Origin of the sequence: Flammeovirga sp. MY04 (genome assembly GCF_001682195.2) — a bacterium.
GTDB lineage: Bacteria > Bacteroidota > Bacteroidia > Cytophagales > Flammeovirgaceae > Flammeovirga > Flammeovirga yaeyamensis.
Genome location: NZ_CP003561.2, coordinates 1,055,349 through 1,071,416, shown reverse-complemented (window position 1 = coordinate 1,071,416; position 16,068 = coordinate 1,055,349). Strand labels below are relative to the sequence as shown.

Annotated in this window: 11 protein-coding genes; 9 read left to right on the top strand and 2 right to left on the bottom strand. The window is 32.5% G+C overall.

Translation table 11 applies throughout. The features are described from left to right. Nucleotides 1–56 precede the first annotated feature (56 nt). From MY04_RS24260 to MY04_RS24245, 4 genes are all read left to right on the top strand, one after another. Nucleotides 57–3,062 carry a GH92 family glycosyl hydrolase gene (locus MY04_RS24260; RefSeq protein WP_158297892.1) on the top strand — a complete coding sequence of 1,002 codons (3,006 nt, stop codon included), beginning with the start codon at nucleotides 57–59 and terminating at the stop codon, nucleotides 3,060–3,062. Nucleotides 3,063–3,248: 186 nt separating this feature from the next. Further along, nucleotides 3,249–4,568, top strand: a complete 1,320-nt coding sequence (locus tag MY04_RS24255) for a metal-dependent hydrolase family protein (RefSeq protein ID WP_066215138.1) — start codon at nucleotides 3,249–3,251, stop codon at nucleotides 4,566–4,568. A gap of 298 nt (nucleotides 4,569–4,866) precedes the next feature. Continuing rightward, entirely contained in the window at nucleotides 4,867–6,759 is a 1,893-nt protein-coding gene (locus MY04_RS24250; RefSeq protein WP_158297891.1) for a SusD/RagB family nutrient-binding outer membrane lipoprotein, read from the top strand. Further along, entirely contained in the window at nucleotides 6,752–7,657 is a 906-nt protein-coding gene (locus tag MY04_RS24245) for a hypothetical protein (protein ID WP_066215132.1), read from the top strand. Before MY04_RS24250 ends, MY04_RS24245 begins: the two co-directional genes overlap by 8 nt. Nucleotides 7,658–7,713: 56 nt before the next feature. Here the strand turns inward: MY04_RS24245 and katG are convergent, their stop codons facing one another. Next, nucleotides 7,714–10,014, bottom strand: a complete 2,301-nt coding sequence (katG, locus tag MY04_RS24240) for a catalase/peroxidase HPI (RefSeq protein WP_066215130.1) — start codon at nucleotides 10,012–10,014, stop codon at nucleotides 7,714–7,716. A 221-nt stretch (nucleotides 10,015–10,235) separates the two neighbouring features. Next, complete coding sequence (locus MY04_RS24235) at nucleotides 10,236–12,350, bottom strand: T9SS type A sorting domain-containing protein (RefSeq protein WP_066215129.1); 2,115 nt, start codon at nucleotides 12,348–12,350, stop codon at nucleotides 10,236–10,238. Between the two features lie 163 nt (nucleotides 12,351–12,513). Between MY04_RS24235 and MY04_RS24230 the strand changes: the two genes are divergently transcribed. The 5 genes from MY04_RS24230 (at nucleotide 12,514) to MY04_RS24210 (ending at nucleotide 16,047) form a co-directional block, all read left to right on the top strand. Continuing rightward, the gene (locus tag MY04_RS24230; protein ID WP_158297890.1) at nucleotides 12,514–12,744 is read left to right on the top strand and encodes a hypothetical protein; all 231 of its coding nucleotides are present in this window, start codon (nucleotides 12,514–12,516) and stop codon (nucleotides 12,742–12,744) included. A gap of 84 nt (nucleotides 12,745–12,828) precedes the next feature. Then, nucleotides 12,829–13,518, top strand: a complete 690-nt coding sequence (locus MY04_RS24225) for an HAD family hydrolase (protein ID WP_066215126.1) — start codon at nucleotides 12,829–12,831, stop codon at nucleotides 13,516–13,518. Between the two features lie 243 nt (nucleotides 13,519–13,761). Continuing rightward, nucleotides 13,762–14,832, top strand: coding sequence for a DUF2652 domain-containing protein (locus MY04_RS24220; RefSeq protein WP_066215122.1), 1,071 nt, complete (start codon nucleotides 13,762–13,764; stop codon nucleotides 14,830–14,832). Nucleotides 14,833–14,994: 162 nt separating this feature from the next. Next, a complete protein-coding gene (locus tag MY04_RS24215) occupies nucleotides 14,995–15,531 on the top strand; it encodes a PH domain-containing protein (RefSeq protein ID WP_066215120.1) in 537 nt (178 codons plus the stop codon). Between the two features lie 120 nt (nucleotides 15,532–15,651). Beyond that, nucleotides 15,652–16,047, top strand: a complete 396-nt coding sequence (locus tag MY04_RS24210) for a hypothetical protein (RefSeq protein ID WP_158297889.1) — start codon at nucleotides 15,652–15,654, stop codon at nucleotides 16,045–16,047. The last annotated feature ends 21 nt before the right edge of the window (nucleotides 16,048–16,068 follow it).

The window sequence follows — 16,068 nt, the reverse complement described above, 5'->3', positions numbered from 1 at the left end:
AATTTATATATATAAACCCTAGATTTTTTCTAGGGTTTTTTTATTACCTAATTGAAATGATGAGAAATTTTATTGCTTTCATTTTGAGTACATTTATGATTATAGGTTGTACTCAAAAAGAGAATATCGATTATGTGAATCCTATGATCGGTACAGATGGTATTGGTCATACTTTCCCAGGAGCGACTACACCTTTCGGTATGGTTCAATTGAGTCCTAGTAACGAATTTAAAAATTGGAATTGGTGTGCAGGATATCACTATTCAGATAGTATAATTAAAGGTTTTGCCCATACTCATTTTAGTGGTGCAGGCTTGGCCGGATTAGGAGATATCTTGGTCATGCCTACTGTTGGAAAACCCTCAACTTCAGCAGGAACAGAAGAACACCCGGAAAATGGATACCGCTCACGTTTTTCACATGATAAAGAAGTAGCCAAAGCAGGATATTACTCTGTTAATCTTTTGGATGATAATATTGATGTAGAATTGACAGCTACTCCAAGAGTGGGTTTTCATCAGTATACCTTTCATAAAGACGAAGAAGTGAATGTGGTTTTCGATCCCACACATCATTTGATGGAAACGATATTTGGCACCTCAGTAGAGATATTAGATGATCATAGTTTGAGAGGTTACAAGAAAGCCGATGGAGAAGCCGGTAAAAGAACGGTCTATTTTTATGCTGAATTTACCAAAGCATTCAAAGCATCTTTGCTTACCAACAATGATCAGCCTAAAAGCAATATCAAAAAGTTAGAAGACGAAAGAGCAAAAGCCGTAGTGACATTTGATGTCAAAAGTGGTGAAAAGCTAGGTTTAAAAGTAGCCCTATCAAATGTCAGTTATGAAGGTGCTAAAAAGAACTTTGAAGCAGAAGCTGAAGACAAAACGTTTGATCAAGCACTTTTCCAAGCACAACAATTATGGAGAGAAAAGTTGAATAAAATTGAAGTAGAAACATTGAATGAAGACGATAAAGCCGTATTCATGACGGGCATGTATCATTCATTTATCTCTCCCAACTTATTATCTGATGTAGATGGAAATTATGTTGTCGAAGGAAAAGTATTTCACACCGATTACCCTCAATATTCTAACTATTCCACTTGGGATACCTTCCGTGCCTTGCATCCATTATTCACCATCATAGAAAAAGAAAAAACGGGCGAATTTGTCAATTCATTGATTTCTAGAAAAACTGTATCGGAAATGGAGTTACCTATTTGGGAAGCTATCGGTCATGATAATATTTGTATGATTGGGTACAATACCGTTTCACCAATTGCCGATGCTATTTTAAAAGACATTCCAGGTATTGATGTTAATACGGCATATCAAACCATGTTATCAGCATCAAATTATCTGGGCAAACATTCTCCAAATTATGATGTGAATGGGATGGAGGATTACTTGAAATTCTATTTTGTTCCAGGAGAGATCGGATCATCAGTATCAAAAACTACAGAGCAAAATTATTACGATTGGACGATTGCTCAAGTAGCACATAAATTAGGTGATGTAAAAAATGAAAAATTATATCTAGAAAGATCTAAAGGATACAGAGCATTATTTGATAAAAAATCAGGCTATCTATTACCAAAAATGAGTGATGGTATGGTACCAAATGTATCGACCAAAACATGGGACGATTTGGTAAAGAATTATGTTTCAGGTAATATTTGGGCTTACAGTATGTATGTACCACACGATGTGAAAGCCTACATGAGTATGTTTGGTGGACCTCAACAATTTGCTCAAAAGATTGATGATATTTTGGCGGATACAACAACAATTGGAGGTGCTCAGCATGTGGATATTTCAGGATTCATTGGAAAATACGGTCATGGTGACGAACCCGGGCATCAAATACCTTACTTCTATGTGTATGCACAACAACCATGGAAAACTCAAAAGTTGGTGCATCAGGTAATGGATGAGTTTTACCATAATGACCCTGACGGTTTAGTCAATAACGAAGATTTAGGTCAAATGTCGGCATGGTACCTTTTCTCATCATTAGGATTTTACCCTGTAACTCCTGGCGATTTAAATTACATTATTGGTTCTCCTAAAGTGAAATCGGCTACAGTACATTTAGAAGATGGAAAAACATTTAAAGTGAAAGTAAATAATGCTTCTAAAGAAAATGTATATATCAAATCGGTCAAATTGAATGGAAAGACATTGGATAAAGCCTACATCACTCATAATCAAATAATGGAAGGTGGTGAATTGGTTTTTGATATGCAATCTACTCCAAATAAAGAATGGGGAGTTACAGAAGAGGCTACGCCAGGAAAAAATGTTGCATCAATTCCCGAAGTGAAGCAAAGAGTGACGAATACTCCTTATTCATCAAATACTGAGAATTTCTTTGGTACCTCGTTGAATATCAAATTGTATTGTAACAACAAAGATGCTGTTATTCGATATACTTTAGATGGGAGTGAGCCGACGGGTTCTTCAAAGAAATATGTAAATGGAATTCGTATTAATAGAACATCAACTCTAAAAGCAAAAGCTTTCCAAAAAGGATTAATTGATAGTAAAACGTTTGAACATCAATATATCAAAACTTTATCTGCCCGTTTAGGAAAGGGATTTCCTAAGATACAATTGATGCACGAAACAGAAGATTATGGTGCGACTGATGGTCGTCAGTTAATTGATCAGAAATTAGCATCTGATGCTTTTGCTGACGGAAAATGGAATGGCTTTATTAAAAATAATTTAGAAGCTATTTTAGACCTTGGTCAAGTTACTGATGTAAAACAGTTAAAATACAATACGTTATCGAATACATATGTATGGATTTTCCCACCTAAATCGATTACCGTTTGGACAAGCACAGATCAAAAGAAATGGAAAAAGGTGGCAACAGAGACTTATGATGTTGTAGATAGTCATGAGCATAAGATAATTACTAATAGTGTATCTCTGGGAAATCAAAAAGCAAGATACATTAAAGTAGAAATTCAAAACTATGGAGGAATGCCGAAGTGGCATGGAGGAGCAGGACAAACTCCTTTCTTAATGGTGGACGAAATTTTTGTAAACTAATTATTTTATTGTTATATAGCTTTAGGCCTATGGGAAACCATGGGCCTTTTTGTTTTGACTTTTTTGTGTAAAATCAAAAACAAATGATGTAAATAATTTTAAGATTAAACAATGACATTTGTATTGTGAGATTAAGGAAAGGAAAAGGGATCTCACGAAAGTCAAATCTTTAATACTTAATACATTATGAAAAAAATCGTTTATTTATTCATTTGCTTTTTTGCAAGCTTTGGTCTTTTTGCTCAAGACGATATTCTAATTAAAAATATTGATGTTTTTGATGGAAAAAATGAGAAGCTATTAAAAGGTGTAGATGTTTTAATACATGGAAATAAAGTCCACAAAATTGGAAAACATATCGATGCAGATTCTGCTCAAATCATCCAAGGAGAAGGAAAAACATTAATCCCCGGACTTATTGATGCACATTGGCACACTTCCTATGCCTATACACCTGCTGAGGTACTATTTATGAACCAAGGAGATATGCCAGAAGTGGCTATCCGAAGTATGAAAGGGGCAGAGGAAACATTGTTAAGAGGATTTACTACCGTTCGTGATCCAGGTGGGAATCCATTTGCAGTGAAGAAATTAATTGATGCAGGAGAGTATCCAGGCCATAGAATTTTACCATCAGGTCCTTTTATGAGTCAGACAACAGGTCATGCTGATCATTATTGTGTATTGGATGAACCAAGAAAAACATCTGGTGAGATGAGTTATTGGGAGAAAAACATGATGGCTATTACCGCTGATGGTGTTCCCGAGGTGAGAAAAGTAACTAGAGAAATCTTAAAATATGGTGCAACTCAGATTAAAATCTGTACCGGTGGTGGTGTATCTTCTGAATATGATCCTCTAGAAGTGATGGAGTATTCAGTGGAGGAAATCAAAGCAGTGGTTGAAGAAGCTGAAAATTACGGTACCTATGTGCTATCGCATGTAATGATTGATAAAGGAATCATTGCATCAGTAAATGCGGGTGTTAAATCTATTGAACATGGTTTCTTTGCATCAGATTCTACATTACAATTAATGAAAGATAAAGGGGTTTGGCTAAGTCCACAGCCATTCTTAGAAGGAGATAATTCATTTGCTGACCCTGGTAGCCAAGAGAAATGGTTACAAGTGGTAAAAGCAGTTGATAATGTATATCAAAAAGCAGCCAAAATTGGAGTAAAAGTTTCTTTCGGTACTGACATTTTATTCGATGCCGAGAATACTAAAAATCAAAGTTTATTATTGGCTAGATTAGGAAAATGGTATTCACCCTACGAAGTCTTAAGAATTGCTACTTCGGGTAATGCCGAAATGTTAGAAATGGCTGGTTCACGTCACCCTTATCAAGAAGGACCGTTAGGAGTTGTTCAAGAAGGTGCCTATGCTGATATGATTATTGTTGATGGTAATCCTCTAGAAGATATTAATTTGGTGGCAGATCCAGAAAATAATTTCAAGATGATAATGAAAGACGGTGTGATTTATAAGAATACACTTGAAAAGTAAAAGATTAAAATAGAAACACGACTTATTATGTAAATAGTAAGCCGTGTTTTTATCTTTATTATTATTTATTCTACTGATATTTTATAAAAGTCAATGGTATTTGCACTAAAATCACATTAACACTTAATCTTTTTTAAGAATTTATAATACAGATTGTCAGTTACATAAACGAGTTGTACTCAATGTTTTTAGAATTTATAGATATTGTTTAAATACAAACACTTATTTTTATATCACTTATAAAGTGACTATTTGTAATAGAACTAAACCTAATTTTTTAATCTAAATCTAAAATCAATTGAAACATCTGACAACAATTCTTCTATTGTGTCTCATTTTTGGATGCCAAAATCTTCTAGACGATCAACTAGAAATGACCGATGGAGATATCAAAACTAAAGAGCAAAGACCTCCTCAAGAAATAATGGATGATATCCAAGAAGACCTAAGAATAGCACAAACAGCAATGTATTCTAGTGGTCATGAAGCTTGGAGAGGTAATCTATTGACATCAGGTCAAATTTCTCAAAATATCGGAACAACTTTTTCAGCAAACCCAGGGTTTTCATATAATAGTTCATTTCATGGGGAAACTTTTTATTTAATTTTAAATCAAATTTTACCATCAATTGAAAAAGGTCTATATGAAACAGAAGGAATTGAAGAATTAGAATACATTCATTCAATTTTTAGGATAGTAAAAGTAGTCAACCTACTGCGATTAACAGAGATTTATGGAGACATTCCCTATGTAAAAAATTGTAGAGATTACTATCATGATGGTCTTTATTTACTTGAGTATGACTCTCAAGAAAAAGTATTGGAATATATGGTAGAAGATTTGATTGAGTCGAGAAATAAAATAGGAATATTAGATAAGAGTACTCTAAAATATACTGATTATTATAATACTAATAGCTCGAGTCAGTTTAGATATACTAAATTAGCTAACTCACTACTTATAAAAATAGGTTTAATGTTATCAGAAGCAAACCCATCTCGTGGGGCTGAAGTATTCAAGCTAGGATATGAAAACTTTTACGGCTATATAAAATCTTGGGATGATGCACCTTATATTGAGCATTCTGATGATTATAATCCTTGGAGCGATAAGGTAAATGGTACGGGTGTAGCAATCCAAGGTAGAGTGGGTGGTTTTTCAGAAACTTTTATTTCTGATGTGGCTTTGAAATATATGCAAGGAAATTTTGATCCTAGATTGTTTAGAATTGTTGCACATTATGACCGTAGTTATGGAACCGCAGACGCAATATCAAATCCCTTTTCTTTATATCGAAATTTTGACCCATTTGCAAAAGCAGAAGATAGCGGAGATTTTAAAAAGGTACATTACAGAGGAGTTAGAATGGGTAATTCACAAGAAGTTCCTACTTTATTTCACAACGCAGAAACTAATGAAGATCAGCTAGCATTTAAATATTATTCTGTTTTTGGAGATAATTATTCAAATTATCATTTTATAGAACAAGGTCAGTTATTAACCTTAGCTGGAATTAATCCTGCAACTTTTAATGCTACAACACCAAGTTTAGTCATCGGTGCAGATGAAGTTTCTTATTTAGTTGCTGAAGCCAATGTTTTACCTGAATATGGAATTAATGATGTGGATGCTTTTAAAAATGCACTAACCCTATCTCAGACGAAATATAGGGAGATGAATTTTCCTGGTGATTTTTTCGAAATGAGTTATTCAAATTTATATAAACATCAAACGAATAGTAATTACAACCCTGAATCTGCAAAAATAGAATATGTTGATCGCTTACTAAAAAAATATAATGAAGCAACAGATAAGAGAGATCTAATTGTCACCGAACATTGGATTTCATTAATCCCAAATGGTTATTCTTCATTTTGCTTAGTGAATAGAACAGGTGGACCTTCTTTTCTTAAATCATTTATATCAAACGATGAGAGAACGCATTCAGTAAAAATATTTGATAAAGATCCTATTATGTATTCAAGTGCTATTGGAATTGGTACAAAAGAAATTGAGTTATTTCATTCTTCAGAGGCCAATTTTGAACGACCATATAGGTTTCCTTATTCATCTGACGAACTAGAAAAGAATACACAAAATGTAACAGAAGCGATTCAAAATCAAGGTGGTTATCTTCCATTAAATACTTTAATGAACTTAAAACAATATTACTCTAAAAAAGATGAATAAAACATTTAAATCAATACTATTATTAGGAATTTTTTTAGTCAGTTCATGCCAAAAAGATGTTCTAGATGAGTTATCGTGGATTGAAGGGAATATTGTTGATACAATGACATATTATGATGAAAAAGTATCAGAAAATGGTGATAAGAAAGGAACTTTACGTATTTATTATTTGCTAGAAGATAATACCTTCCAATCTGAAAAGCTTACATATGTTAAAGTCTATAATCAGGGTATACCTACTACTGATATCGTTACTAAAATAAGAAGTAAAGGAACTTATGAATTTGAAGGTGATCAAACTTACTTTTATTTTGAATTAGATCTTGTGTATAGAATGGAGAGAAATAGGGTGAATGGTGAAATGGAATTAGATTATTTCTCAGAACATAAAGTGGATTGTGTCACTAAATCTAATTATAACCAGCAGTCTAATATCAATGAAAGTGAGGTTAGAAATAGCATTATGGAAAAAGATCATCGCTATAAGTCATTTAATGAGAATACAAACCTAACCAATCATTCATATTCTGATGAACATATTATTAAAAAAACAAATATATGGTATACCTTTCAACCTAATGGTTTGTTTAATGTAACTAACGTTGATTTGATAGTTGAAAAGAATTTTTCGAATGAAATATCAATGATAAGAAAATCATCTAATGAAGAGAAAGGAAATTATTTTATATATGATGATGAGCATTTAGTATTTTACAATATCGAAGGAATAAGTAAAAGCGAGCATTTTTCAAAAGATTATAGCTTTTGTGAACCAATATATCAAAATGAACATGAATATATAAATTCATACCATCAAGTATATGATATAAACGAGTATTTTACTTCAGAGAAAGAAAATGATCTATCATTCGAATCATTAGGGATTAGTTGTGATTAATATAAAAATCCAAAAGACCTACTTTAAATAAGTAGGTCTTTTGGATTATAAATTTACTAAACCGAATCAGGTCTATCTATATCAAACCGATCCAAGTTCATCACTTTTGTCCATGCTTTAATAAAGTCTCTTACAAACTTTTCTTTTGACGTTTCACTTGCATATACTTCTGTAATTGCTCTTAATTCAGAGTTTGAGCCAAAGATTAAATCTGCTCTTGTTGCTCTCCAAACTTCTTGATTTGTATCTCTATTTGATCCAATAAATTCTAATTCATCATCATTTACAGCTTTCCATTCGTAGTCCATGCTTAATAGATTTACGAAAAAGTCATTTGATAATGTACCAGGTTTGTTGGTTAAAATACCTAATTTGGAATCATCAAAATTGGCATTTAAAGAACGCATACCACCTAATAAAACTGTCATCTCTGGAGCGGTTAACGTAAGAAGTTGTGCTTTATCGATTAATAATTCCTCCGTTGTTAGCGTATATTTTTTCTTTTGATAGTTTCTAAAACCATCTGCCATAGGTTCAAGTACTGCAAAAGATTCTACATCAGTTTGTTCTTGAGTGGCATCTGCACGACCAGGAGTAAATGGAACCGTAATGTTATAACCACCTCTTTTAGCAGCTTCTTCAACAGCTGCAGTTCCACCAAGAACGATCAAATCAGCGATTGATACTTTTTTATTTCCTGAATTGTATTTCTTTTGAATTGCTTCATATTTTGCTAGTACTTTTTTCAACTGAGTAGGGTTGTTGCTTTCCCAATTTACTTGGGGAGCCAATCGAATTCTAGCACCATTTGCACCACCTCTTCGGTCAGAACCTCTGTAAGATGAAGCAGAAGCCCATGCTGTCTCTATCAATTCATTATGAGGAATACCTGATTTTAAGATCTCCGTTTTTAATTTATTGATATCAGCTTTAGAAATAACTTTATGATTTGAAATGGGTGTTGGATCTTGCCAAATAAATTCATCTTTTGGAATCTCCGGTCCAAGGTAAGTTGATTTTGGCCCCATATCTCTATGAGTTAATTTAAACCAAGCTTCTGCAAATGCTTTATCAAATGATAGGGGATCCTCCATAAATCCTTCCATCACTTTTCTGTAAGCAGGATCTTCTTTTAATGCTAAATCTGAAGTAAGCATTGTCGGACGGTGTCTTTTCTTCTTATCGTAAGCATCGGGAATAATCTCTCCTACATCTTTCGCCACCCATTGATGAGCTCCCGCAGGACTTTTAGTTAATTCCCATTCGTTGGTCATCAATAAATTTATAAACGAGTGACTCCAACGTGTAGGAGTTGGTGTCCAAACTACTTCAAGACCAGAAGTAATAGCATCTTTTCCTTTGCCAGATTTGTAAGAACTTTTCCAACCGAAACCTTGTTCCTCAATTTTTGCTCCTTCAGGTGATGCTCCAACATGTTTTGCATCTCCAGCACCATGCGTTTTACCGAAAGAGTGACCACCAGCAATTAACGCTACCGTCTCTTTATCATTCATACCCATTCTACCAAATGAGATTCTAATATTTTTTGCTGATGCCAATGGATCAGGGTTCCCATTTGGTCCCTCTGGATTAACATAGATCAAGCCCATTTGTACTGCAGCCAATGGATTTTCAGCATCCAAGTCTAATTCACCGTCTTCGTTAAGACGCTTAGATTCAAGCCATCCAGCCTCAGATCCCCAATATATATCGTTTTGAGGTTCCCAAACATCTTCTCTACCACCTGCAAAACCAATAGTTTTGAATCCCATTGATTCTAAAGCTACATTTCCTGTTAAGATCATTAAGTCAGCCCAAGAGATTTGATCTCCATATTTCTGTTTAATAGGCCAAAGTAAACGCCTAGCTTTATCAAGGTTACCGTTATCCGGCCAGCTGTTTTGTGGTGCAAATCGTTGAATACCCATTCTTGTACCTCCACGACCATCACCAGTTCTGTACGTACCAGCACTATGCCATGCCATACGGACGAATAGCGGACCATAGTTACCATAATCGGCCGGCCACCAATCTTGGGATGTAGTAAGGACTTTCTTTATATCTGCTTTTAAAGCAAAATAATCCAGTTTTTCAAATTCTTTTTCGTAATTAAATGCTTCACCCATTGGGTTGGTCTTCTCAGAATTTTGAGCAAGAATACCCACATTTAGTTGGTTAGGCCACCAATCTTTATTGGTTTTTGCCGTTTTGATCTGTTCTTTCTTATGGAGTTTGTCAAATCCAAAAGGACAACCTCCAGACGATTTTTCGTTACTTGTTGTTTCGTCGTTGCTGCTTGAACATGCTGATGCTATCACTATTAATGATAACATAGAAAGTCTGAGTAATTTTTTCATTCTATTTAAGTTTGGTTAATTATGATTTAGCTGACTGATATTTCGATGGTTTTTGATATGATTGACTAGCTAAACCGTAATACAAAAGTAGATAGAATAGAGGTGTAAGTAAAATTGATATTATTTATGAAACTATAATTATTTATTATATGATCTAAATTTTAGTGAGTTAAATGACAAAAAAGCGTATGACTTTATTCCAATTGCCATACGCTTTTATTTTATTTTACTAGTATCTTATGTGTTTCAATAAAATCTGCTTGATTCACTTTTAGAATATATAATCCCTTTTGTAAATCATCTGTAGGAATTACTTGATGTTGAAGGTCTGATATATATACCTTTATAAGCTTTCCATGTAGATCAAACAGCTTAATTTGAGCCTTACCCACTTTATTAAAAAATAGATTAATCTCCTTATCTGCAGGGTTAGGGTAGATCTTAATTTTTTCAGTTCCATGATCATCAAGAGAAGTAATATCATCTTCGTCTTCTACGATATCAGCAGCTTTTGTCGTAGTGTTTACAATCATTCCAACTGAAGCTATATGACCACCTTGATCACTAAATAGAACACTTATTTCATTGGAACCTGATTTTAATAAATTCTGATCAAATGGAATTTCTAGGACCCCAAAAAAACGTGAACGATTCGATTGATCATACCCTTTGATAATATCATTAGTAATAATTACTTCTTGACCATTTACTTTAACTGTAGGTAATAAACTTTTCCCATGATCCCTGCCAATGCCAATTCTCAATTTACCAAAACCATTTTCTTTAGTAACATTCTTAATGGTGAATTTTTGTTCTGTATTTGATGAAATTGGTTTTAAATAAGTTGAAGCATAGTATTTCTTTTCAAATAAAGTATTTGATAAATCAACAACATCTGTGAAATGGTAAGTAACTACAATAGTTTCGCCATATTGAATAGGTAAACTTTCTGGAACTTCATTTAAAGTTTGATTTGAAAGTTCTGGTAATTGATCAACATATACTTTTAACTGTTTGATGTCAATTTTATCTACTCCAATGTTATCATTCAATTTTAAGTTGATGTTTTGAGTTTCATCGTTTAGATTATTCAAAACAACATACATTTTATTGTCATCCACAAAAGCCATTGACTGAACATCAACGTTGTCATTTTCGATTTTAACTCTTTCTCCTTTCACATCTTTCCATATTTCAAAAAAGTATTTTCTCGATGTCAATTCCCACTCTTGATCATCATTCAATGTCCATAATGCAGCTTTAGAATACTTTTCTTTAGGATTGATTTTTTGAGTAGAGAAAGGGATGGCCATTTCAATTTGTTCACCTCTTTCCATAAAACTCATTGCCATATGAATTTGAGATCTTACAGCTTGAGAATTTTCAATGGGATGATAATTCGATTGTCCATTATTCCAAGTCCAACCTTCTTGATCAGCAACTAATCTACCGTATTCAGTAATTGCTATAGGTTTTACCTTTCCAAACTTTAAGAAGCTGTAAGCCTCAATTAGGTCTAAAATTGCTTCCGAATTAGATCCTGATCTTCTACCTCCTGTATTATTTAGCCCTACACCATCGTATAAATGGATAGAGAATAAATCAATATCTTCACCGGCAATATCAATAAACTTTTTATATCTAGAATTCCACAAAGAGAAATCACCATTTTCGAATTCTGGCCATGCTGATGCATAACCTATCACTTTCATATTATCTAATTCTGGAATATCACGTACTGCCTTTCCTAAGTGTTGATGAAATTGACAAATCTTAGTCACAATTTCATCTGTTTTTGCAGAATTATAACTTCCTGGATAATGATCTGCAGCATGAATCATGGGTTCGTTAAAAGGTTCAATATACTTAGGAACCGGATTCCATTCATCTCGATAATTTTTTGCCACAAATTCAGCTACTTCAATTGAAAAATCAGTAATGTCTACAGTAGAATAATCTACATTTTCATCGTACATTAAACTTCCAGATCTACCAGTATCTACGTGATTATTTACGCTTCTTACTCCAGAATAATTATTTCTAATATTAGGAATTACTCCATTTTTGACTAATCCTAATGGACTCCAAAATCTTCTTGAACCGATATAGTTTTCATCAATATTGTAAGTTGATTTGAATGACTTGAAGTCAACATCATTAGGTTCATTACCAAACCAAATATGTGCTTGTAAATACTTCGATCGATCAAAAGTAGATACATCACCTATAAAGCGCTGTGTATTTGGATACACTGTAATATTTGTTTGTGCTAACACTTCTATAGATAGAAGTGTAATATATAAGCCAATGAATAGTGATAAAAATCTAAATTTCATTTCAAAAGGAAAGTTGTTAGTTACAATTTTTAATTATTTATCAGCATATTACGGGCATTTGTGAAAAGTAATGTGGAATAATCTATACGAAAATAATTTTACCCCTCTTATATTCGCATTTATCTCTACCACTAATTATAATCGTGCGAAATATTTAATACGTATGGCAACAAACAATATACAGAAAGATCTTTTTGAAAGTATTCAATCAGAGAATAAAGAAAACCTATTTCAAGTATTATCTTCAATAATTGATAGGGAGGATGAAACTCCTTTTTGGGTAGAAAGTTTTCACAAAGTGCTTCTTGATTTTGAAAAAAGCACACATCTAAAAACAGATGAGCAATATTGGCTTGATGTAAAAAGAGCATTCATTGATGTTATTCCAAGATAAATATTCAATATTATTCGATAGTCATATAATTTAAAATTGTAGCATAATGCTTAATTTTGATGATCTTATCACATAACAAGTAAAATGCAAAATATTAAAGTAATCGCTTTCGATGCCGATGATACCTTATGGATTAACGAGCCTTTCTTTAGAGAGTTCGAAGAAAATTATTTCAAAGTGTTATCAAAATATCTTCCTGAGGAAGAATTAAAGAAACAACTTTTTGATTTAGTGATTCATAACATATCACTTTATGGCTATGGAACAAGAGGTCTATCTCTTTCTATGATCGAAGGTGCGGTGACTTTTACCAATGGAAAAGTAACTTCAGATGAGATTTTGCAAATCATCGAATTAGGTAAGAAAATGCTAATGAATCCTATCGAATTACTTGATGGTGTGATAGAGACTTTAGAATACCTAAAAGGAAAATATCGATTGGTAGTGGCTACTAAAGGTGATCTTTTGGAACAAGAGAGTAAGGTAAAAAAATCGAATTTAGAAAAATATTTTCACCATATTGAGATTGTATCAGAAAAAACACCCGAAGAGTATAGTAAGTTAATTAAACATTTGGATGTAGAACCGTCTGAATTTTTAATGATCGGTAACTCTTTAAAATCTGATATTGTCCCTGTGTTAGAATTAGGAGGAAATGCATATCATGTTCCTTTTCACACTACATGGGCACACGAAATGATTGATCATGAAATTGAAACTTCAAATCAGTTTAAGGTCCTAAACAACATTGCTGATATCAAAAATATTCTTTAGACTATGAAGTCATTTTTTACTTCCATAATAAAGAAATTTCTGCTTTTATTTGTAGCAGCTTTTGAAACATTTTTCATGTTATTTTTCATGGCCTGTATGTTTGTGAGCAGTTCTTTTTATTATGTCATAAGAGTAATCACTTGGCCAGTAAGATTTATAATGAATGTCTATCAGCGATATTTTGGTCAACCTAAAAAGTCAATTTACGAATACAAAGACCCAAAAAACACGAACAAATAATTAATGAAATCTTTTCTCTTTCTTCCTGATATTTCTGGTTTTACCGAATTCATTCAAAGTACAGAAGCAGAGCATAGTCAGCATGTTATTCAAGAATTACTTACTATTCTTATTCAGTCGAATATACTCGATTTAGAGTTGGCTGAAGTAGAAGGAGATGCTTTGTTTTTTTATAAGGAAGAAGTTCCAACTCTAGAAAAAATAATGGCACAAGTGGAACATATGTACACTGCATTTTATTCTCACTTGGAACTTCTTAAAAATAATAGAATTTGTCCATGTAACGCTTGCCTTACTGCTCCAAATTTGGAACTGAAAATAATAGTGCACTGTGGCGATATTCAGTTTATCAATTTACAAGGAAAGAGAAAGCCATTTGGAACGGAAGTAATACAGTTACATAGACTTTTAAAAAATTCAGTAGATAGCAATAATTATGTGTTGTTTACATCAAATATTCAGGAGGATGTTGGATTGGCCGATAATTATAAGAGTAAATTATTTCAGTTTGAATCAGGGAGTGATATTCACGATGGTGAAGAATTGAATTATGTATATTCAACTATCAATAAGGAAGAATTACAACTTAAACCTTATTCATTTGCCCATAAAGTTCAACCTAAAGGTTCGCCAACGTTTACGATCGATCTAGAATTTGATGTCCCAAAACTAAAAGTGATGGAATATGTGACCAATTACAAATACCGTCATGAATGGTCGATAGGCGTAGATGCTTATGAATTTAATGAAAATGAGGTCACTCGTGAAGGTTCAGAACATGTATGTATTATCAATGGCAAGCATCTCAATTTTGTAACAATTACCAAAGATGCCCCTGTAGGCATTAATGTATATGGAGAATCCACAGAAGCAGTTGGACCAGTAAAGGCGGTACAAAACTTCTATTTATTTAAAACTATCAACGACAATAGGACAAAAGTAACTATTGAAGTTTACATAACGCCTAAAAACTTTTTCAATAGTATATTCATTGCGTTAGTTTTGAAAAGAGTATTTAAAAAAACTACGCTAAAGAATTTTTTGAATTTGAAGAGGATATTAGAGCAATCATAATTATCATGAAATTACATTATTTTAATTTGTATTTCATTGTTATTTACTACTTTTCTCATCATATTGAATTTTTATATTACTAAACTATATTCTCACTCCTCATTAAAAATGACATCTTTAGTTATTTAATGTTTCTGTGAGATCCATTTAAAATTAAATACTATGCAAGCACACTCAGAAATCGTACAATCAGCTGAATTTAATCCCAAAATCAAAGCCTATATGTTTACCTATGGAGCAGTACTTTTACTAATATCATTTATAGGTATTCCATTACTTCCTTTTTGGATTTTAGGTTTAGGTCAATATATAAGTCACAGTTACTATAAGAATATCAAATGCAATCTAACTTCTAAGCATCTTGAATTTAAAAAAGGGATGATGTTCAAAGTTGAAAAAACTATACCGCTTGAAAACATTCAAGATCTCACCTTCATAGAAAATCCATTACTAAGGATATTTGATCTTCGTATTCTAAAAATCGAAACAGCTGGACAAAGTAATCCACAAGGAAGTGATATGAAATTGGTGGGTATTGTAAATACTCAAGATTTTAAAGATAGAGTTTTGGAACAAAGGGCATTATTGAAAAATGAAAGTAAAGTAGAAAAAGTTACTGAAGTATCCAATGACACTCAAGTTGTGGAGTTATTGACTGAGATAAAAGACCTTTTGAAGGAAATGAAAAATGATAAATGAAAAGTTAAAAACGTATTTACTTCATATTTTACTATTCTTCATTATGGTTTTACCATCATGTAATCATAAAAAAGAAGAAGTTCATAATGTCATATTATCGGACGTTATGATAGGAACAAATTGCAAAGTACTGATACGAGTAGTTTGATAATAAGAGAAAAAGAAAATAGATTAGAACATTATTTTGGTCTGGAAATAATAGATGGTCAAGAATCATTCTTTAGTCAATCTTTTCAAATTGATACAAATAACATCTCTAAAATTTTTAGTTGGCAAACTCAGCTTCCTCTTGTAGAGGAAAAGAATTATTTTGTAAATAATAAAAAGAAGATTGTAAGAAAATATTATTTTGACGATGAGAAAAGTATAGATGAAGAAGCATTTTATTTTATAATGGATAATAGGTTAGTCTCTTATAATTCAGCTGCTCTGAACATTCAGTATTTTTATAAATATGAAGATTCTACAATAATTGGCTTATTGAAAAATGATACTACTAGCTTTTTTAAGCGATAAAAACACCCAACCTGTCTAGAT